Origin of the sequence: Paenibacillus paeoniae, assembly GCF_003388735.1 — a bacterium.
Taxonomy (GTDB): domain Bacteria; phylum Bacillota; class Bacilli; order Paenibacillales; family Paenibacillaceae; genus Pristimantibacillus; species Pristimantibacillus paeoniae.
Map to the genome: position 1 here is coordinate 1 of NZ_QUBQ01000009.1, position 19,180 is coordinate 19,180.

A 19,180-nucleotide genomic window follows, 5' to 3' on the forward strand; every position below is an offset into this window, starting at 1 on the left:
AGATTTCCCAGTATGTAAGACCCCTTGAAGACGACGAGGTTGATAGGTTCGGGGTGGAAGCACAGCAATGTGTGGAGCTGACGAATACTAATCGGTCGAGGGCTTATCCTAATCGTTTGTGGTTCATGCAAGCCACAGACAAGCTAAAGCGTAAAACAGCTACTTTCGTATCCAGTTTTCAAGGTGCAAACCCTTGATCGTTTGGTGATGACGGCGAAGGGGAACCACACGTTCCCATATCGAACACGACCGTTAAGCCCTTCAGCGCCGATGGTACTTGGACCGCAGGGTCCTGGGAGAGTAGGACGTCGCCAAGCACAAAATGGCCTGCCGCAGAATGATGCGGCAGGTTTTTTGTGCGTTCAGGGACATGGGGATAGGCGAAGCCCTCTATCCCCATGCCCCCGCGACGTTCCTCTCCCTCTTGGGAGAGTGTCCGAACCTCTGATCGAAGCAGCTCGACGATGCCGGCCCGGCCTTAGCGGTAGGTTCAGACGCCGACCGTGAGGTAACGCTTCGCAGCCGATTCATCCGGTGCGGAATGGACATCGCCAAGCACAGAAGCCTACCTTAACGGATACGGTAGGCTTCTTACTCTTAAAGAGCAAAAACTAAAGTTCAAAACATAAAGTTCAAAAGATATAGTTCAAAAGATAAAGTTCAAAAGATAAAGTTCAAAAGATCACTCTCCACGGGAGAGTGTTGCTGAAAAGCCCTGTCGCTTATATATGCGACAGGGCTTTCTTAAGGATTACAGATTATCGATGGTAATACGAAGCTTCTTTCCATTGAAGGCGCAGGACGCCGTCTTTGCGCTGCTTGCGGAAGGCAACAGATAACATGAGACGGGGAATGATAAGCCAGATGTGCCAGGAGATGAGGCTGATCATAAGCGATGGCGTAGTCCACGGATACAGGACGGCTATGATGCATAGGCCTAACCAGAATAGATGGCGATGTACACGTCTGAAGATGAGCAGGGAGATATCATTGGCCGGCTTGAATCCGATCCAGGGCGGTGTAATACGCCATGTCCATTGCCGCTCAGCTGCTTCAGTAACGGAGATAAAGGTTAAGACGATAATAATCAGGTGAAGCATCTGGATGACGGCAAATCCGAATAGCCAAGCAAATAACCCGTGCATACCGTAGTTAAGCATCTGGAAGCCCAGGAAGATGGCAGCTATGATGAGATGGCTCAAGATGAGCTCTGATTTGACGATGACTCTTTTGACCAGTTGATATTGATAGATCGTGGCGTTCATTTGATCCGCTAACGATTGCTTCATGGGGGACATCCTTTCGTTATCTTGCTGGACTCCATTACATATATCGGCAAATCCAGGATTTTCGTGAAGCCAAACTTTCAAGCAACGGTCAATCACCATTTGCCCATTCGACGCATACGATATATAAATATTTGAAATAGGTTATGAAACAAGTATATTTCGCTAGAATTCGTGGCATAATAATAGCAATAGAGTTAACGGAATAAGAAAGCGGGGATGATTATGGATCAAACCACCATTCACCGATGCACGATTTGCGGCGAGCCGAAGTCAGAAGGGGAAGGCATACGCATTGTAATGGGCTTTATATGCGGCGACTGCGAGACCGAGATGGTCCACACCGATGTGAAGGATGCCAAATACCCGTTCTTCATCCATCAGATGAAACAATTATTTGTCGAAAAGAATGCTTGAAGCAGCCCTGGGAACAGAGGCTGTTTTTTGTGTTCGAAAGTTGACTGCAAGTTGGAGTGGATACTGTGACAGCGATGGTTTGCGTACTCCCCTAGTCTGGTATATTTACGATTGATGTCTCTCTTCGCTACAATAGATACAATTACACCATGTTAGCGGATTAAAGGTTAGGGACAGAAGGGAGAGTCAGCACAATGGAGAAGTTAAAGATTCCGCTATATGAAGCTTTGATCAAACATGCACAGAATTCTCCGGCCAGCTATCATGTGCCGGGTCATCATAATGGAGCTGCTTTGGAGTATGCGCTCCAAGCAATAGATAGAGGTCAGGCGGACGAAATAAGGGGGCACTTGTCCGCTATGATGCAGCTTGATGTAACAGAGCTGTCCTCCACAGATGATCTTCACCACCCGGAAGCTTCTATTATGGAAGCACAGCGGCTGGCAGCTCAGTGCTATGGGGCGGAGGAGACTTGTTTCCTGGTTGGAGGAAGCACATCCGGCAATCTGGCTTTGCTGCTGGCCGTATGTGATCCCGGAGATCTCATTATCGTACAGAGGAATGTACATAAATCAGTAATCAATGGTTTAAAGCTTGCAGGCGCAAGAGCAGTATTCCTTACCCCTCGTATAGATAAAGGCTCAGGACTTTCGATGGTACCAACCGTCGAGCAGATGAAAGCAGCGCTCCATCAATATCCGGAGGCGAAGGCGGTATTCCTAAGTAATCCCAACTACTATGGAATGGGTGTGAAGCTGGATGCTTATGTTGAGGTTTGTCATGAGTATGGAAAGCCACTCCTAATAGATGAAGCTCATGGAGCCCATTATGGCATACATGACCAACTCCCTACCTCCGCCATACAAGCTGAAGCTGACGGAGTGGTGCAATCTACACATAAGACGCTGCCTGCCTTGACCATGGGGGCCATGCTGCATCTGCAAGGAAGCTTGCTTGATCGTCGAAGGGTGAGGGAAGCGCTCGCTATGGTCCAAAGCTCTAGTCCGTCTTTTCCTATTATGGCTTCATTGGATATTTCCCGCGCAATAGTCGATAAGCTGGGCTACAAACTATTTCATTCTGCGATTGAGGCGATACAATCTTTTCGATTATGGGTAAGAGAAAGTAAGATGATTATTACAGCCCTTGATGTCGAACATAATTTCGACATGCAGATTGATCCGTTAAGATTAATCTTGAAGGTGCCAAGCGGAAAGCTGTCAGGCTACGAGCTACATCGTGAGCTGGAGAAGCATGGTTGCTGGGCCGAGATGTCTGATCCCCTGTATACGGTCCTGGTTATTGGTCCTCAAGCCGCAGCAGACGGAACATTATCACGTTTAAAGGATGCACTGACCGCTATTCACCAGACCTATGCATCATCCGAGTGTCATGACTTATATGACCTACATAGGCCGTATTCTGTCGAATGGTCGGACCATGGGGAAGACATAAGCGAACCAGTCGTATTCGCAAGATCGAAGGAACTGGCCAGTACAAGGGTTCCGCTTGATGAAGCGATTGACCATCGATCGGCGGAGATGATTGTTCCTTACCCGCCGGGCATCCCTCTCGTATATCCTGGAGAGCGTTTCTCATCCAGCCATCTTGCGGATATAAAGCGTTTGTCCGATGCAGGAGCCAAGTTTCAGGGGGCTGAAGAGGGTACTATGGCAACGGTAGCTATATTAATAGAAGAGAAATGTTGAAGAGGGTCGAAATAGGGGGTATATCCCTTTAAATTTCATTGTAGTAGCAGTACCGCTTTGTTACAATGAAAGGACAAAGAAGTTACTTACAGTAAGGGGAAACCGAAGAGTGAGCACGGGACTGTTTATTACAATAGAAGGCGGCGAAGGCGCCGGCAAAAGCTCACTCATTGGGCAGCTTGCGAATATTATACAGGAAAAAGGCAATCGTGTAGTCATTACACGGGAGCCCGGAGGCATTCCGATCGCAGAGAAGATCCGAACCGTTATTCTCGATCCAGAGCATACGACAATGGATGCAAGAACGGAAGCGCTGCTCTATGCAGCATCCCGCAGGCAGCATTTGGTGGAGAAGGTGATTCCCGCATTGGAAGCTGGAGAGATTGTCATTTGCGACAGGTTCGTTGACAGCAGCCTGGCTTACCAGGGACATGCGAGGGGACTTGGCATTGAAGAAGTGTGGCAAATCAATCAATTTGCCATCGGCGGGACCATGCCTGATCTGACCATCTATATGGATGTTTCTCCTGAAGTAGGGTTGGAGCGGATCGCACAAGCTCCGGGGCGGGAGATTAACCGGCTTGACCTGGAGAGACTTTCATTCCATGAACGGGTGCGCGAGGGTTATCATTTGGTCATGCAACAGTTTCCGGAACGAATCCGCCGAGTGAATGCGGAGGAAACACCAGAGCGGGTGCTGCAGGCGGTTGTAGCTATTGTAGAACAACGCTTGAGTGAGATATAGCTTGCTCGGCTGCATCATCTATTGTAAGGGGTATCACCACGAAAGCACAGAGGAAGACTAAGTCATTTATTGTTTACCTATTCTAATGAAACCAAGGGGGAATGAAGATGAAATTAGTCATTGCGGTTATTCAAGACAAGGATAGCAACAAACTGTCTAATGCGCTTGTTCGGGAAGGATTCAGAGCGACGAAGCTGGCAAGTACGGGTGGATTCCTGCGTGCAGGCAACACAACATTTATGATCGGGATTGAAGATGACCGGGTACATGAAGTGCTGCAGGTCATTAATTCAAATTGCAAGGTGCGCGACCAATTGGTTACACCGGTATCGCCGATGGGCGGCTCTACAGATTCTTATATACCGTTCCCTGTTGAAGTACAGGTCGGAGGCGCTGCAGTATTCGTCATGCCGGTAGAACGTTTTGAACACTTCTGATTGGGTGTGACATAGATGAGAGTTGACCAAAGTTGGCGTCCAGTCGGGCAGAATCGGACGAACGCCGATGCCTCCATGAAACCGATACAGCCTACGAGCTTTGCCGATGCGATGGTGCAACAGGACGCGAAGCGGACGCAAGAGCAATTGAATCAGAAGATGCAAGATATCCATCGCCAGGGCGATCGTTTAGCCAAGCTGATGACGGTAAGGGAGCTGATGCTTTACCGGCAGATGGTGAAGCTGTTCCTGGAGGATACGATCAGGCGTGGGGTTGGATTGAAGGAAGTTAGAGGTTTCGACCGCCGCGGGCGGGTGAAGCGCTACAAGCTTCTGGATGAGATCGATGCTACGCTTGTAACGATGGCAGAGGATTTGCTCGACAGCGAGGAAGGCAGAATTGAGCTGTTGAATAAAATAGGCGAGATACGGGGGATATTGATTAATCTCATGTTCTAGCCTTGCGATGCCAGGAAAGGTAAGGAACGATAGAGATGAGCTTAGAGCTTGCCGACGAACAATGGAAGGCGCAGCGAATATTGAAGCATGCCCTCCAAAGCGATAAAATTTCACATGCCTATCTATTCAGCGGACCATCAGGAACAGGAAGAATGGAGATGGCGCGGTATTTTGCCAAAGCACTATTTTGCAATGCCGACGGCTGGGATGCGTGCGGGGAATGTCTGGAATGCCGGAAGTTCGAGCATGGCAACCAAAGTGACCTGATTATGGTGGCACCGGACGGTCAAAGCATCAAAATCGACCAGATCCGTGAATTGCAACGTTCGCTGTCCTACCGCAGTACGCAGAGGGGACGCGTCGTCTACATTATTGAAGCGGCGGAGAAGATGACGATTCAAGCAGCGAACAGCTTGCTGAAGTTTCTGGAAGAGCCTGTATCTCCGATCGTTGCGATTTTACTAACGGATAACGGGCAAGCGGTATTGCCGACGATTCGGTCGCGTACACAGTGGGTGCCATTCTTGCCGATGTTGCCGGAGAAGATGCTGGAGCGTCTGACGTCGGAAGGAGCCTCGCCGCTGCTGGCCAGAGCGGCCGTTCAATTATCTTCGGGATTAGATGGAGCTAGGCAAATTCTCCAGCAGAATGGGTTTGCAGAAATCAGAAACCTAGTGATACAATTAGGCAAGGAGAGTACGTCCCGATTCACCGCGGCGATGATCACTGCCCAGCAGCAGCTATTTAAGACAGATTTAGCGAATCATATGGATCTGCTGCTTTCATTATTGACGCTATGGTTTAAAGATTTGACACAGTTCCAGGCCGGAAGGCAGGACAAGCTTGTTTTCATAGATCAGTTGGAATGGATAAGCAGCAATGCTTATAATCGCTCCTTCGCAGGTTGGGTGAGCTGTATGGAGCATGTCCTGGAAGCAGGCAAGCGCATGCGGGCTAATGTATCGCCTCAACTGGCGTTCGAGCAACTATTGGTAAACTTACAGGAGGGCTAATCCTTGTATAATGTCATCGGTGTCCGCTTCAAGAAGGCGGGCAAGATCTATTACTTTGACCCGGTCGAGCACCCCGTGGATAAGGAACAGCATGTGATTGTTGAGACCGCCCGCGGAATCGAATATGGTAAAGTGGTGGTGGGACAGAAGCAAGTCGGTGAATCAGATGTTGTTCTCCCTCTCAAGAAGGTGATTCGAATTGCAAGCGATGTCGATGCGCAGGTTGTGGAAGAGAACCGTGCAGCGGCCAAGAACGCATTCGCAACTTGTCTTGATAAAATTAAGAGCCATCAGCTTCGCATGAAGTTGGTTGATGTCGAATTCACGTTCGACCGCAATAAAATTATTTTTTACTTTACGGCTGAAGGCCGTGTCGACTTTCGGGAGCTTGTAAAGGATCTGGCCAGTGTGTTTCGGACCAGAATCGAGCTTCGCCAGATCGGCGTACGGGATGAAGCGAAGATGCTTGGCGGCATCGGGCCTTGCGGACGCGTCCTCTGCTGTTCCTCGTGGCTTGGTGACTTCGAGCCGGTCTCCATCAAGATGGCCAAAGACCAGAATCTATCGCTTAATCCTACGAAAATATCGGGCCTGTGCGGACGTCTGATGTGCTGTTTGAAGTATGAGCATGACAATTATGAGAGCGTGCGCGAAGAATTGCCTGCCGTGGGCAAGATCGTCGTTACTTCGTATGGCGAGGGCAAAGTGACAGGAATCAATGCCGGATCGAAGAGCGTGTATGTACAGCTGTTCGATGTGACAGGCAAGCCAAAAGAGTTGCCGTTAGACGACGTCGTTGTGAAGTAAGCAAGCGGCAGAAGTCATTCTGATAGGTGAGGTAAAGCTCACGCTTGAAGTTCTGGGGTGGGAACTTGGAGAAGAAGAGAGATATTTTTGTTCAAATGGATGAATTGGATAATCGAATGGGAGTATTCCATGCCGAGCTCACCGCTCTGAAGCAAAAGGTGAAGGAGCTGCTGGAGGAGAATAAGCGTCTAAGCATCGAGAATCATCAGCTGCGGCAGGTATTCAAGAGAGAGACGACATCCGAACGCGAAGCGGCAGGAATCGTCGTGCCGAGCGAGGGCAATCCGGCCCATGTAGAATTGTCGCCCAATCACGAGATTGGCCTCGATGAGGGCAATGTCGCGGTAGGCGAGGGCCATGATAATCTCACGAGGCTATACCATGAAGGATTCCATATTTGCAACGTATATTACGGACATCTGCGAACGGAGGGCGATTGTCTGTTCTGCCTTTCCTTCTTGAACAAATAAGTGGAATTCGTATCGACAGGCCGTCCTTACCGTAGAGGGCGGTCTTTTTTCTAGATTAAATTAGGGTAAGAAACAAACTACACATGGAAAAAATGAATGAAGGATATAAAGGAGAGACCCAAAACGTGTCTGAACAACATGCCATACCCCTTGCCGAGGGTGAGAGAATCGACGATTTGTTAACGGATACAGGGCTGGCGATTATTCAAAGCCGTGAAGTGTTCAGCTTCTCGCTCGATGCCGTACTCTTATCGCGATTTGCCAATATTCCAAAGCATGGTCGAATTGCCGATCTATGCTCAGGCAACGGAGTTATTCCGATTTTGCTCTCGTCCAGGACGCAAGCTTCCATCGATGCGATCGAAATTCAGCCGAGACTGGCCGATATGGCGCGAAGAAGCGTCGCATTAAACGGATTGCAAGAACAAATTACGGTGCTGGAGCAGGATTTGCGGACTTATCCGAAGCTTGTGGCCAATGGCGCCTATGATGCGATTACGGTGAATCCGCCTTATATGCCGGTTACAGCCGGCGATAAGAATGAGAATGAGCATTATGCCATTGCACGCCACGAAATTCATTGCACGCTTGAGGATTTGGCCCAAGCCTGCTGCAGGCTGCTGCGTCCGGGAGGTAAGTTATCGATGGTACATCGTCCATCGAGGCTGCTCGATATTGTAGAATCGCTAAGACGGTGGAAGCTGGAGCCGAAGCGCATTCAGTTCGTACATCCCCATGCGGGAGCCGAGGCGAACATGGTATTAATAGAAGCGATGCGTGATGGGAAGCCGGATATAAAGCTGTTGCCGCCAATCATGGTTTACAATGACGAAGGAGTTCAGATTGTATGAGAAGACAGCGAAGCTATTCGGTAGATGCAAGCATAGGCATGAACGGGGAAGCAGGAACGCTTTATTTGGTAGGAACACCGATCGGCAACTTGGAGGATATGACGATGCGGGCCATTCGCATATTGAAGGAAGTAGACCTGATCGCTGCGGAGGATACGAGACAATCCCGGAAGCTGCTCACCCACTTTGAAATTCATACGCGTCTGGTCAGCTATCATGAGCATAATAAGGGAGCTAGCGGCCCTGAATTAATAAGACTCCTATCGGGGGGACAATCCATTGCGCTCGTCAGCGATGCAGGCTTGCCGGCCATCTCCGATCCAGGAGCCGATCTTGTGGCTGAAGCTGTGGAGCAAGGAATAACAGTCGTCCCGGTTCCTGGAGCAAATGCAGCATTGTCCGCGCTTATTATGTCCGGTTTGCCGACGGATCGATTTCTGTTCACGGGTTTTCCGCCCAGGGAGAAGAAATCGCTGGTGAAGTGGCTTAAGGAACTGTCTGGACAAGCTGCTACCCTTCTTATGTATGAATCTCCTCACCGACTGACGAAGACGCTCGATGCGATGCTTGAGCATCTCGGCGATCGGAAGGTTGCTGTTATTAGAGAACTGACAAAGCGTCATGAAGAAGCCGTTAGAGGCACGTTGTCTGAATGCTTGGCTTGGTTTGAGGAGAATGCTCCGCTTGGCGAGTTCTGTATCGTCCTGGAAGGTGCAGGCGAGGAATCGGCGCAGGCGTCTAGTGAAGGCGCATGGTGGTCAGAGATGGATCTAGCAGCGCATGTCGCTCATTATGAGACGATGATGGATCGGAAGGAAGCGATTAAGAAAACAGCGATCGATCGGGGAATGCCTAAGAGAGACGTATATAATGAAGTGAATCGATAGAGGGTAAAGGAAGGTCTGATTCTTGAAAACCCGGAGAAAAAAAGGACCTTCCTGGCCGGGTTCTAGCGCAGGAAGGCAACAAGGAGTATAAAAAGGTTAGAATTAACAAGTAGGTATAAAATGATTATAACCGATTTTTTTTATTTTGTCACAGGAGTAGGCATTTCTGATAAACAAATATGGCAAACAATTTTTCCTTTGAAGTAGGAAACGTTCTCTGCATTGCCACAGAAGATACAAGCAGGCTCATATTTCTTCAGCATGATGCGCTCTCCATCAACATAAATCTCAAGTGCGTCCTTCTCGCCAATACCTAGAGTACGGCGCAATTCAATCGGAATTACCACACGGCCTAGCTCATCCACTTTACGTACAATACCGGTTGATTTCATCATTATCTATCAATCCTCTCACAAAATGTATTTTCGTCATCATTCGACAATGTTTGTAGATTCTATGTTACTATAATACCAACTCTTCCCAAAACAGTCAACCTAGAATGTTCTGCCAGATTGCAGTAGCCACAGGCGATCTCGGGGCATAGTTAGACAATTGCTATGTAATAGAATACAACAGCTTCGACAATTTGGAAACTATTTTACGACACTATTCGACAAAGGGTTTGCGTTTTGTGTCGAAATTATGAACAAAGGAGATGAGAAGATGAGAGAGCCGTTAACGGAAGAAAAAGTATTCAAGGATCCGGTTCACGATTATGTGTATGTCCAAGACCAGACGATATGGGAGCTTATTAATACAAAGGAGTTTCAGCGACTTCGCCGGATCAGGCAGCTAGGTACGACCTACCTGACGTTCCACGGAGCGGAACATAGCCGATTCTCCCACTCGCTGGGCGTTTATGAAATTACGCGGCGCATTATATCGCAATTCGAGCGCCACGGATACCCGGACTGGCCTACCGAAGAACGGCTGGTCTCGCTCTGTGCCGCATTGCTCCACGATGTGGGCCATGGTCCCTTCTCCCATTCCTTAGAAGAAATATTTGATACGGATCATGAAGTATGGACCTGCCATATTTTGCTCGGTGATACGGATATCAATAAAGTGTTGAGACAAGTATCCGATGATTTCCCGGATCAGGTTGCCGCTGTTATTCAGAAGACATATCCGAAGCCGATTGTCGTCAGCTTGATCTCCAGCCAGATGGATGCGGACCGGATGGATTATTTGCTTCGAGATGCTTATTTCACAGGGGTGAATTACGGCACGTTCGATCTGGAGCGAATCTTAAGGGTGCTACGGCCGTATCAGGGCAAGATAGTTGTGAAGGAAAGCGGTATGCATGCCGTTGAGCATTACCTCATGTCCCGTTATCAAATGTACTGGCAAATCTACTTCCATCCTGTGACGCGCAGCTCCGAGATTATATTGAGGCAAATATTCCGGCGAGCACAGGAATTGAATGAGCAAGGCTACGCATTCCGCTGGATGTCGGGACCGCTTAAGCAGCTTCTTAATAATACGCTTCAGCTGGATGATTATTTGAAGCTGGACGAACCGCTTGCCCAGACGGCATTTGCCGAATGGGCCGATGAATCGGACGAGCTGTTAAGCGATCTATGCCGTCGCTTCCTGCACAGACAATTATATAAGTATGTAACCATCGATAACCCGGATGAAACACTTCTATTAGAAGTAACTGACGCGCTACAGGCGATCGGACTCAATCCTGATTATCATATGGAGATTGATTACCCGTTCGATCTTCCGTACGACGTGTACCGGCCAGATCAGAACAACGGAGAAAAACGTGAAAAAGCGCCGATTTTGTTGCTGGACAGCGAGGATCGAATTAGCGAGATTTCTGTGAAATCCGACATTGTTCGTTCTATTACAGGGCTGCATCAAGGGCAGTATCATTTATATTTTCCAGAAGAGCCGTTGCGGCAGAATAAGGCGTTACTGTCCGAGCGGATGGTGAAATTGTTTAAGCTCGACTAAATGATGGAATTTTTTGAGGAGTGAATGAAACCATGACTTTACCGATCCTTTTTGACACACATACCCATCTGGACTCTTCCAAATTCGAGGAGGACCGCGAGGAGGTTATCGAACGGGCGCGGGCGGCAGGCGTGGAGCTGATGGTGAATATTGGTTTTGACCGGGAGACTATTCCGACGACAATGGCACTGGCTGAGAAATATGATTTCATCTATGCCGCTGTGGGCTGGCATCCGGTGGAGAGCATTCATATGAAGCCTGAGGATCTGGATTGGATTGAAGAGCTGTGCAAGCATGAGAAAGTGGTGGCGATCGGTGAGATTGGACTTGATTACCACTGGGATACGTCTCCAAAAGAGGTGCAGGATCGCGTATTTCGGGAGCAGATCAGGCTAGCGCGCAGAATTGGAAAGCCTATTGTCATTCATAATCGTGATGCGCATGAGGATGTTGTTCGAATCTTGAAGGAGGAGCGGGCCGAGGAAGTGGGCGGGGTCATGCATTGTTTCTCTGGAAGCTGGGAAACCGCCAAAATTTGTCTCGATATGAACTTTTATATTTCGTTCGGAGGACCCCTCACTTACAAAAATGCAAGGGTGCCAAAAGAGGTTTTGGAAAGGGTTCCAATGGACCGGATTTTGATCGAAACAGATTCCCCTTATTTAACTCCACATCCATATCGTGGGAAGAGAAATGAGTCCTCTTATGTATCTCTCGTGGCAGAGGCTGCAGCTGAGATTAAGGGGAAATCGGTGGAGGAAATTGCATGGATTACAACCGAAAACGGTAAAAAATGTTTTGGAATCGTATGAAAGACGGTCTAAAACCGAGAAATAAAGACCTTTCGGGCAATAAAACTGATTTTAGTGGCTGAAATCACGTATATTTTTGAAGTTTTCCTGCTTTTTTCGTGAAAATCGCATTTTATCGCTTCTTTACAACTGGGCTCTGATGAAGGTATCATTCAAATCAGAGCTTTTCGTTTTGTATTGGATTTCCAGTCATGCAGCCCATAATGAGCCTCATTCAAACTCCTCTCCTCTATCCCATCGTGAACGCTTAGGCGCCTACCACACATGTACTTCACAGGGCGACATCCCATCCCAAGTTTGAATAAACGGTAAAACGTCGTCATAGGGATAATCAGGGAGGTGAGAGGGACTGCTTACTGGAGCGCGTGCTTTGCACGCCAATATATTATAGTCGCGTCAGTTGTAACATGCGTAACACTTGGCGGCGGGGCTATGAAGGAGGACCGAAGAAGTGGGATTAATCCAGTCATCTAAGGACACCCATGGTAAACGATCATCCAGCATGACTTTCGCGATGCGATGGAAGCATGGAAACTTGCGTTTGATTATGTTGAGCGCTGTAATCTCAATCGCTATGACTTTCATGTTTTTGGTGTTGTTGTACGGAACGGCTGTCAAAAGCGTATCCGTAGTAGTGAACGGACAAGAAACCGTTGTGGAAACAAAGCAATGGGTCCTGCAACGCCTACTGGATGAACAAGCTATTACAATTGGACCTCATGATGAGGTGTCTGTCCCGCTTAATTCACCGATTAAGACTGGGGACCGGGTCGAAGTGAATCATGCGATACCGGTCGTTGTAAGAGCTGATGGCAAGACATCAACGGTGTACACGACAGAGAAGACGGTACAGGCGGCGATAGAGGAACTCAATCTAACGCTACGCAATGAAGATACAATAAGTCCACCTCTCCATGATACGGTTGGGGCGGAAGAGATGATAACTATAGTTCGAGTGAACACCAAGGTGTCTGAGCTCGAGAAAACTGTGCCATTCTCTATCGTGAAGAAAGAAGATCCGTCGCTGGAACAAGGCAAGGAGAAGGTCGTTCAGACCGGCAAGGAAGGCGTCGTGGTTGAGCAGAAAAAAGAAAAGTACGAGGATGGCGTACTGGTATCGAATCAAGTTGTGAGCAATGTCGTTCAGACAGCAGTGGTGGATCAGGTGATCGCGGTAGGCACCAAGAAGCCTGAGCCGAAGGTAACCATTCTGTCGAACAACAGTCCGAGTGTGATGACCGTGACGAAAGGCGACGTTACGTTCAAGGCCAAGAAGATGCTGAAGAATGTAACACTGACTGCTTATTCGGCGGGCGTGGCGTCTACCGGCAAGGATAAGGATCATCCGGACTATGGCATTACCGCCTCTGGCACTCGTGTGAAGGAAGGCCGTACGATTGCGGTTGACCCTAAGGTCATTCCAATCGGCTGGTGGGTGTACATCGAGGGCCTCGGCTTCCGCCGTGCAGAGGATAAAGGCAGTGCCGTGAAAGGCAACAAGATCGATATTTATTTTGACAGCAATAACTACGCTACGAAGTTCGGCAAGAAGACGGGCTATACCGTCTACATTCTTGGCCCGAACAAACCGACGGCAAGTTAGCTTGCGTCAAGCGAAGCGGGGCTGCTCCGAGGGTCATATGACCCTTGGAGCAGCCCCGTTTGCCTTCCGCTTATGGGCGAAGTTTCTTTGCATGATTAGGGAAGGTAGGATATGCTGAAGCTAAGTGAACGAGCAGGAAGGAATGGGAACGTTGATTAAGGAAGTTATCGTGGTGGAAGGCAAAAGCGATACGGCAGCGATCAAACGGGCTGTAGATGCGGATACGATCGAGACGAACGGATCTGCTATCGGCGAAGATGTGCTGCGACGAATCGAGCTGGCAAGCGAGCGGAGAGGCGTCATTATCTTTACTGATCCCGACCATGCCGGAGAGCGAATACGCAAAATCGTGGCCAGGCGGGCACCAGGATGCAAGCATGCCTTCCTGCCTCAGGAGATGGCTTATTATAAGGGTGATATCGGCATCGAGAATGCAAGCCCGGAGGCGATTGTAAAAGCTTTGTCCGAGCTTCGTACTGAATCGGCTGATCAAGCAGGTGAGATTCATTGGGAGGACCTAATGGAAGCGGGATTGATCGTCCATGCCGACGCCGCCAATCGAAGACTGATTATGGGCAAGCTGCTGGGCATCGGTTACGCGAACGGTAAGCAGTTCTATAAGCGCTGTACAAGCTTCCGTATATCGAAGGTGGAGTTTGAGACAGCCCTGAATGAGATGGAGAAGAAATTGGAGGAATAACGATCATGACCACAGAGAGCGGCAGCGAGCAGGCCAAGGCACCGAAGAAGTCGAGTGCCCCGGATATTGGCACGCCTAGACGAACTAAAGAAATTATTGCAAAACACGGATTTTCGTTCAAGAAGAGTCTTGGACAAAATTTTCTGATTGACGGTAATATATTGAATAACATCGTGGCTGCGGCTGAGCTGGACGAGCATAAGGGAGCCTTGGAGATCGGCCCAGGCATTGGCTCTCTGACACAGAAGCTGGCGGATGCAGCCGGCAAGGTAACGGCTGTCGAGATTGATCAGAGGCTTATCCCGATTCTTGCCGATGTATTGGCGGACAGACCGGAAGTATCGATCATTCATGGCGATGTGCTTAAGCTGGATCTGAAGGAGCTGTTCCAGCAGCAATTCGCTGACTGCGCTGGCGTAAGCGTCGTAGCGAATTTGCCTTATTACGTGACAACTCCGATTCTCATGAAGCTGTTGGAGGAGCGACTGCCGCTTCAACATATTGTCGTGATGATTCAGAAGGAAGTAGCAGAGCGTATGGCAGCGAAGCCTGGAGGCAAGGAATATGGCAGTCTCAGCGTAGCTGTCCAGTATTACTGCGTACCAAAGCTTGTCTGCACCGTTCCGCATACGGTATTCATTCCGCAGCCGAATGTAGACTCAGCGGTTATTAAGCTTACGGTAAGGGATAAGCCGGCAGTTGACGTACCGGATGAGGGCTACTTCTTCCGTGTGGTCCAAGCCAGCTTCGCACAGCGCCGCAAGACGCTGGCGAATAATCTAACGGCCTTCGTCGGCAAGGAGCGCCGTGAGGAGCTGACAGCGATGCTGGTCCGCATCGGCATTGATCCGATCCGCAGGGGCGAGACACTGTCGCTGGAGGAATTCGCGGTGTTGTCGAGAAGTCTGTATGAAGCAGGCTGGAATTCATAGCCTTACTTTTTGATCACCATTCGAAGGGTCCGCCCATAGGATAAACGAAGAGGTGATTAACCTATGAAGCAAGGGGACCTGGTCGTCCGCAAATCGTATGGCGGTGACGTGTTGTTCCGTGTCGAAGATGCGCGTACTCATAATGCCGTCCTCCTGAAGGGCACGGACTATCGGCTGCTGGCGGATGCGCCAATTCCTGATCTGTCGGTCGTGCGCGATCCTGAATCTACGCGCGCAGTGCAGCAGGTACGCATCAAAGTGAACGAATCATTAAGAAAAATGCACACCGACAGAGAACGGCAAGCCTTGGATACGGAAGAAGCGTTTCGTCTCGCTCAACAGCAGCAGCAGAATGCCCACTACTTCGAAGTGCCGGGCAAGGTACTTCATTTGGACGGGGACGGCAACTATTTGAAGAAGAGCATGCAGTTGTACAATACGATGCATGTGCCAGCTCATGGGCTCCATATTCATGAATCGCAGATGGCGGATGTGCTGTATCGACTCCTGCCTCAGATCAAGCCGGATATCGTCGTCATAACCGGACATGACGGCGTGCTCAAACATCGTAATCCCAATGAAATCTATAGCCTCACCAGCTACAAGAACTCTCAGAACTTCGTGAATGCGGTTCGAGTGGCCAGGGAATATGAGAAGAACAGGGATGGTCTGATTGTCGTAGCGGGTGCGTGCCAATCTCACTTTGAAGCGTTGCTGCAAGCTGGTTCGAACTTCGCCAGCTCGCCGGGACGCATCCTGATTCATGCCCTGGATCCTGTATATATCGCCATTAAAGCCAGTTATACGTCCATAAGAGACGCTATCAACCTGCCTGACGTGATCCATGGAACGATCAGCGGAATTGATGGCGTTGGCGGTATCGAAACGATGGGGAGATACCGGGTTGGCTTGCCCAAGCCGAAGGTTACTTCGACGCAATAGGACTTGCGGTATGTATAATCCAGGAAATTATGCACAAACTATTGTTTAGTTTTTCTCATTTTTAAAAAAATGGGTGAAATCACCGTTGACAAGAGAAATATTGGACTGATATAATATTTTGCCTTATTTGACAAACCCTCTTTTTTTGGTTATAATGGACAAGGAAAGAGGTGGTAGCTGACAATGGCAAAAAATGCGCTGTTGGATATAAAACGCAGCTTGGAAGCCCACGTGGGTTCCAAGATCCGTCTTCGGGCAAACGGTGGTCGCCGAAAGACCATTGAACGGACCGGCACGTTGGAAGAAATCTACCCTTCTGTGTTCATTGTCAAGCTGGATGAGGAACAGCACGCTTTCAAACGCGTTTCCTACAGCTATGCGGACATCCTGACAGAATCCGTGGAAGTGACCGTGTGCAATGATGAGGGTCAAGTACGCATCGCTTTTCAACAATAGATTGACATAAGTTCGATTAAAGCCGACAAGGCTTCTGGCACAGAGCAATCTGTGCTTTTTTTTTGCGAATAATCCCTCAGGGGGGACACATACTACCTTCGTCAAGTCGCGTTGAAGCATGATTATGATTAAGCTAGCGGAGGGATATGCCTATGGGACGCAGAAGACGCAGTATCATGTCCGAGCAGCTCAAGTATGAGTTAGCCAAGGATTTGGGGTTTTACGATACCGTCCAGCAGGAAGGCTGGGGCGGCATTAAAGCGAAGGACGCCGGCAACATGGTCAAGCGTGCGATCCAGCTTGCCGAGCAGGCAGCGGCGAAATCACAGCAGCCATAATGAAGGACAATAAAAGCTAAGCCTGCGCAGACTGCACCCAGCAGTTGCCATGGTTTAGCTTTTATTGTATTCCTTTGTTATAATGATGCTTAAGCTAAGCTTAGAGACGAACGGGTGAACATATCGAATGAAAATTTATGAAAAAGCACCAGCGAAAATCAACTTGCTGTTGGACGTGCTTCGCAAGCGGGAAGACGGTTATCATGAAGTCGAGATGATCATGACCATGGTCGATCTAGCCGATCGCCTGGAGATGGAAGAGCTGCCGCGCGACACGATTATCATATCCAGCCAAGTGGGCTATATTCCGCTGGACGAGAAGAATCTGGCCTTCCAAGCGGCAAGGTTAATTAAAGAACGTTATGACGTCAGGAAAGGCGTCTATATTCATTTGGATAAGAAAATACCAGTGGCAGCTGGTCTTGCCGGCGGAAGCAGCGATGCGGCTGCTACGCTGCGTGGACTGAATCGTCTATGGGATCTGAACATTTCGGAGAAGGAGCTATGCGTTCTTGGAGCAGAGCTGGGCTCTGATGTGCCGTTCTGTGTGACGGGAGGAACAGCTATTGCGCGAGGCAGGGGAGAGAAGCTTGAGCATATCGATGCCCCGCCGCAATGTTGGGTTGTGTTGGCGAAGCCGCCTATCAATGTATCGACGGCTGATGTGTATGGCCGATTGCGTGCTAATGAGCTAAAGCATCACCCATCCACCTTAGCGATGCGGGAAGCGCTGAACAAGGGCTCCTTCCAGGACATGTGCGCCAGTCTCGGCAATGTACTGGAGTCCGTCACGCTTGAGCTGTATCCGGAAGTGCTTCAATTGAAGGAAAGCATGCTCAGATTGGGAGCAGACGGTGTATTGATGTCCGGCAGCGGGCCTACCGTATTCGGCTTGGTTTCGAAGGAAGCGAAGCTTCCACGGATCTATAATGGTCTTCGTGGATTTTGTAAGGAAGTATACGTGGTAAGAATGCTTACATAACGGTGACGTTCTTCTTGATTAAATCCGTATAAAAATGTTATATTGTGTTTATATTATTCGGATTTAGTGGGGGGATAGGGAAATGAAGAAGTTAAAACGAAGCTCGAGATTGGTAGAAATGACACAGTATCTGTTATCTCGTCCCCACACGTTAATTTCACTAACAGCATTTGCCGATCGTTATCAATCTGCGAAGTCGTCCATTAGTGAGGATTTGGCTATTATAAAAGAAGTGTTCGAGGAAGAAGGCATCGGCGAATTGCAGACGCTGGCCGGGGCGGCCGGCGGCGTAAGATATATGCCGCAGATGCGTGAATCCGTCTCTCTGGATATTATGAAGGAAATCTGTCTGAAGCTGGAGCAGCCGGACCGTGTGCTTCCTGGCGGCTATCTCTACATGACAGATATGCTGGGACAGCCGGATTTGCTGGCTGACGTCGGCCGCATGTTCGCTACGGCTTTCTCAGGCCGCAAGATCGATGTCATTATGACCGTGGAGACCAAAGGCATTCCGCTGGCTTATGCGACAGCAGCTTGCCTGAATATTCCGGTCGTCATTGTGCGAAGAGACAATAAGGTGACAGAAGGCTCTGCAGTGAGTATCAATTATGTATCGGGCTCTACCAAGCGTATACAGACGATGTCTCTTGCGCGAAGGGCGCTCAAGGAACATTCTCATGTTTTAATCATAGACGACTTTATGAAGGCTGGCGGAACGATTCAAGGCATGATGGATTTGCTCTATGAATTCAAGGCAACGGTAGCGGGAGTTGGCGTATTCGTAGAATCCGGCGAGGTAGAGCTGGAAGAGCGGCTTCTTGAAGATTACGTATCGTTAGCCAAGCTTACAGCTGTAGATATGAAGACCAAACAAACGACCGTTGTGCCGGGCAATTATTTCAAGAGCTAGAGAGGCAGGAATATTCATGACAACGAATAGGAAGCTGGAAGTCATCTCCACGAGCGAAGCGCCGGCGGCGATTGGTCCTTATTCGCAAGCCATCAAATTGGGCGGGCTGTTATTTACGTCCGGACAGATTCCACTGGATGCATCGGGCGCTCTAGTAGAGGGCGGAATCGAGGAGCAGACGCATCAAGTGTTTCGTAATTTGAAAGCGGTATTAGCGGAAGCCGGAGCGACGTTCCAGGACGTTGTGAAAGCGACCGTATTCATGAAAGATATGAATCAATTCGTAACGGTCAACGGCATCTACGCATCCTACTTCGGAGATCATAAGCCAGCTCGTTCCGCTGTAGAGGTGGCAAGGCTTCCGAAGGACGTCCTTGTCGAAATAGAAGTGATTGCATCGACTTATGTCGAATGAAAACGAAAAAAATGCATACTAAAAAAAATATTTTAAATTGAGTATCA

23 protein-coding genes and 2 rRNA genes are annotated in these 19,180 nt (G+C 49.0%); 23 read left to right on the forward strand and 2 right to left on the reverse strand.

Translation table 11 applies throughout. The features are described from left to right. A 23S ribosomal RNA gene (locus tag DX130_RS25085) occupies nt 1-111 on the forward strand; the annotation flags it as partial. Between the two features lie 89 nt (nt 112-200). Next, a 5S ribosomal RNA gene (gene rrf / locus DX130_RS25090) occupies nt 201-317 on the forward strand. A gap of 441 nt (nt 318-758) precedes the next feature. On the opposite strand, the gene DX130_RS25095 is transcribed toward rrf, so the two are convergent. Continuing rightward, nucleotides 759-1,289 carry a transposase gene (locus DX130_RS25095; RefSeq protein WP_116050053.1) on the reverse strand — a complete coding sequence of 177 codons (531 nt, stop codon included), beginning with the start codon at nt 1,287-1,289 and terminating at the stop codon, nt 759-761. Nucleotides 1,290-1,511: 222 nt separating this feature from the next. Here DX130_RS25095 and DX130_RS25100 point away from each other — a divergent pair, with 222 nt between their 5' ends. The 10 genes from DX130_RS25100 to rsmI all read left to right on the forward strand — a co-directional run bounded on the left by DX130_RS25100 (nt 1,512) and on the right by rsmI (nt 9,081). Continuing rightward, nucleotides 1,512-1,703 (forward strand): sigma factor G inhibitor Gin, encoded by a 192-nt coding sequence (locus DX130_RS25100; RefSeq protein WP_116050183.1) that lies wholly within the window; start codon nt 1,512-1,514, stop codon nt 1,701-1,703. A gap of 194 nt (nt 1,704-1,897) precedes the next feature. Then, the gene (locus DX130_RS25105; RefSeq protein WP_116050055.1) at nt 1,898-3,412 is read left to right on the forward strand and encodes an aminotransferase class I/II-fold pyridoxal phosphate-dependent enzyme; all 1,515 of its coding nucleotides are present in this window, start codon (nt 1,898-1,900) and stop codon (nt 3,410-3,412) included. 109 nt (nt 3,413-3,521) lie between these two features. Next, nucleotides 3,522-4,157: a dTMP kinase gene (gene tmk, locus DX130_RS25110; RefSeq protein WP_116050056.1), complete on the forward strand. Its 636-nt coding sequence runs from the start codon at nt 3,522-3,524 to the stop codon at nt 4,155-4,157. Between the two features lie 107 nt (nt 4,158-4,264). After that, nucleotides 4,265-4,594, forward strand: coding sequence for a cyclic-di-AMP receptor (locus tag DX130_RS25115; protein ID WP_116050058.1), 330 nt, complete (start codon nt 4,265-4,267; stop codon nt 4,592-4,594). Nucleotides 4,595-4,609: 15 nt separating this feature from the next. Beyond that, nucleotides 4,610-5,053 carry a YaaR family protein gene (locus DX130_RS25120; protein ID WP_116050060.1) on the forward strand — a complete coding sequence of 148 codons (444 nt, stop codon included), beginning with the start codon at nt 4,610-4,612 and terminating at the stop codon, nt 5,051-5,053. Between the two features lie 35 nt (nt 5,054-5,088). Further along, nucleotides 5,089-6,066: a DNA polymerase III subunit delta' gene (gene holB, locus DX130_RS25125; RefSeq protein ID WP_116050061.1), complete on the forward strand. Its 978-nt coding sequence runs from the start codon at nt 5,089-5,091 to the stop codon at nt 6,064-6,066. A 3-nt stretch (nt 6,067-6,069) separates the two neighbouring features. After that, on the forward strand, nt 6,070-6,873 hold the full coding sequence (locus DX130_RS25130) for a PSP1 domain-containing protein (RefSeq protein WP_116050062.1): 804 nt from the start codon (nt 6,070-6,072) through the stop codon (nt 6,871-6,873). 95 nt (nt 6,874-6,968) lie between these two features. Next, nucleotides 6,969-7,343 (forward strand): initiation-control protein YabA, encoded by a 375-nt coding sequence (locus tag DX130_RS25135; RefSeq protein ID WP_240644704.1) that lies wholly within the window; start codon nt 6,969-6,971, stop codon nt 7,341-7,343. A 125-nt stretch (nt 7,344-7,468) separates the two neighbouring features. Continuing rightward, the gene (locus DX130_RS25140; protein ID WP_420818557.1) at nt 7,469-8,194 is read left to right on the forward strand and encodes a tRNA1(Val) (adenine(37)-N6)-methyltransferase; all 726 of its coding nucleotides are present in this window, start codon (nt 7,469-7,471) and stop codon (nt 8,192-8,194) included. Beyond that, the gene (gene rsmI, locus DX130_RS25145; protein ID WP_116050064.1) at nt 8,191-9,081 is read left to right on the forward strand and encodes a 16S rRNA (cytidine(1402)-2'-O)-methyltransferase; all 891 of its coding nucleotides are present in this window, start codon (nt 8,191-8,193) and stop codon (nt 9,079-9,081) included. Before DX130_RS25140 ends, rsmI begins: the two co-directional genes overlap by 4 nt. A gap of 140 nt (nt 9,082-9,221) precedes the next feature. On the opposite strand, the gene DX130_RS25150 is transcribed toward rsmI, so the two are convergent. Further along, nucleotides 9,222-9,476 (reverse strand): AbrB/MazE/SpoVT family DNA-binding domain-containing protein, encoded by a 255-nt coding sequence (locus tag DX130_RS25150; protein WP_028609554.1) that lies wholly within the window; start codon nt 9,474-9,476, stop codon nt 9,222-9,224. A gap of 268 nt (nt 9,477-9,744) precedes the next feature. Between DX130_RS25150 and DX130_RS25155 the strand changes: the two genes are divergently transcribed. The 11 genes from DX130_RS25155 (at nt 9,745) to DX130_RS25205 (ending at nt 19,133) form a co-directional block, all read left to right on the forward strand. Continuing rightward, on the forward strand, nt 9,745-11,043 hold the full coding sequence (locus DX130_RS25155; RefSeq protein WP_116050066.1) for an HD domain-containing protein: 1,299 nt from the start codon (nt 9,745-9,747) through the stop codon (nt 11,041-11,043). A gap of 44 nt (nt 11,044-11,087) precedes the next feature. Continuing rightward, nucleotides 11,088-11,855 (forward strand): TatD family hydrolase, encoded by a 768-nt coding sequence (locus DX130_RS25160; RefSeq protein WP_116050188.1) that lies wholly within the window; start codon nt 11,088-11,090, stop codon nt 11,853-11,855. Between the two features lie 451 nt (nt 11,856-12,306). Next, nucleotides 12,307-13,458, forward strand: coding sequence for a 3D domain-containing protein (locus DX130_RS25165; protein ID WP_116050068.1), 1,152 nt, complete (start codon nt 12,307-12,309; stop codon nt 13,456-13,458). A 151-nt stretch (nt 13,459-13,609) separates the two neighbouring features. After that, a complete protein-coding gene (gene rnmV / locus DX130_RS25170; protein ID WP_116050189.1) occupies nt 13,610-14,158 on the forward strand; it encodes a ribonuclease M5 in 549 nt (182 codons plus the stop codon). A 5-nt stretch (nt 14,159-14,163) separates the two neighbouring features. Next, a complete protein-coding gene (rsmA, locus tag DX130_RS25175; RefSeq protein WP_116050069.1) occupies nt 14,164-15,090 on the forward strand; it encodes a 16S rRNA (adenine(1518)-N(6)/adenine(1519)-N(6))-dimethyltransferase RsmA in 927 nt (308 codons plus the stop codon). A gap of 63 nt (nt 15,091-15,153) precedes the next feature. Then, nucleotides 15,154-16,032 (forward strand): sporulation peptidase YabG, encoded by an 879-nt coding sequence (gene yabG / locus DX130_RS25180; protein WP_116050071.1) that lies wholly within the window; start codon nt 15,154-15,156, stop codon nt 16,030-16,032. A gap of 183 nt (nt 16,033-16,215) precedes the next feature. Next, a complete protein-coding gene (gene veg / locus DX130_RS25185; protein ID WP_116050072.1) occupies nt 16,216-16,488 on the forward strand; it encodes a biofilm formation stimulator Veg in 273 nt (90 codons plus the stop codon). A gap of 152 nt (nt 16,489-16,640) precedes the next feature. Beyond that, on the forward strand, nt 16,641-16,826 hold the full coding sequence (locus DX130_RS25190; protein ID WP_116050074.1) for a small, acid-soluble spore protein, alpha/beta type: 186 nt from the start codon (nt 16,641-16,643) through the stop codon (nt 16,824-16,826). A 127-nt stretch (nt 16,827-16,953) separates the two neighbouring features. After that, nucleotides 16,954-17,808 (forward strand): 4-(cytidine 5'-diphospho)-2-C-methyl-D-erythritol kinase, encoded by an 855-nt coding sequence (ispE, locus tag DX130_RS25195; RefSeq protein WP_116050076.1) that lies wholly within the window; start codon nt 16,954-16,956, stop codon nt 17,806-17,808. Between the two features lie 82 nt (nt 17,809-17,890). Next, the gene (gene purR, locus DX130_RS25200) at nt 17,891-18,718 is read left to right on the forward strand and encodes a pur operon repressor (protein WP_116050078.1); all 828 of its coding nucleotides are present in this window, start codon (nt 17,891-17,893) and stop codon (nt 18,716-18,718) included. Nucleotides 18,719-18,734: 16 nt separating this feature from the next. Continuing rightward, complete coding sequence (locus tag DX130_RS25205) at nt 18,735-19,133, forward strand: RidA family protein (protein WP_116050079.1); 399 nt, start codon at nt 18,735-18,737, stop codon at nt 19,131-19,133. The last annotated feature ends 47 nt before the right edge of the window (nt 19,134-19,180 follow it).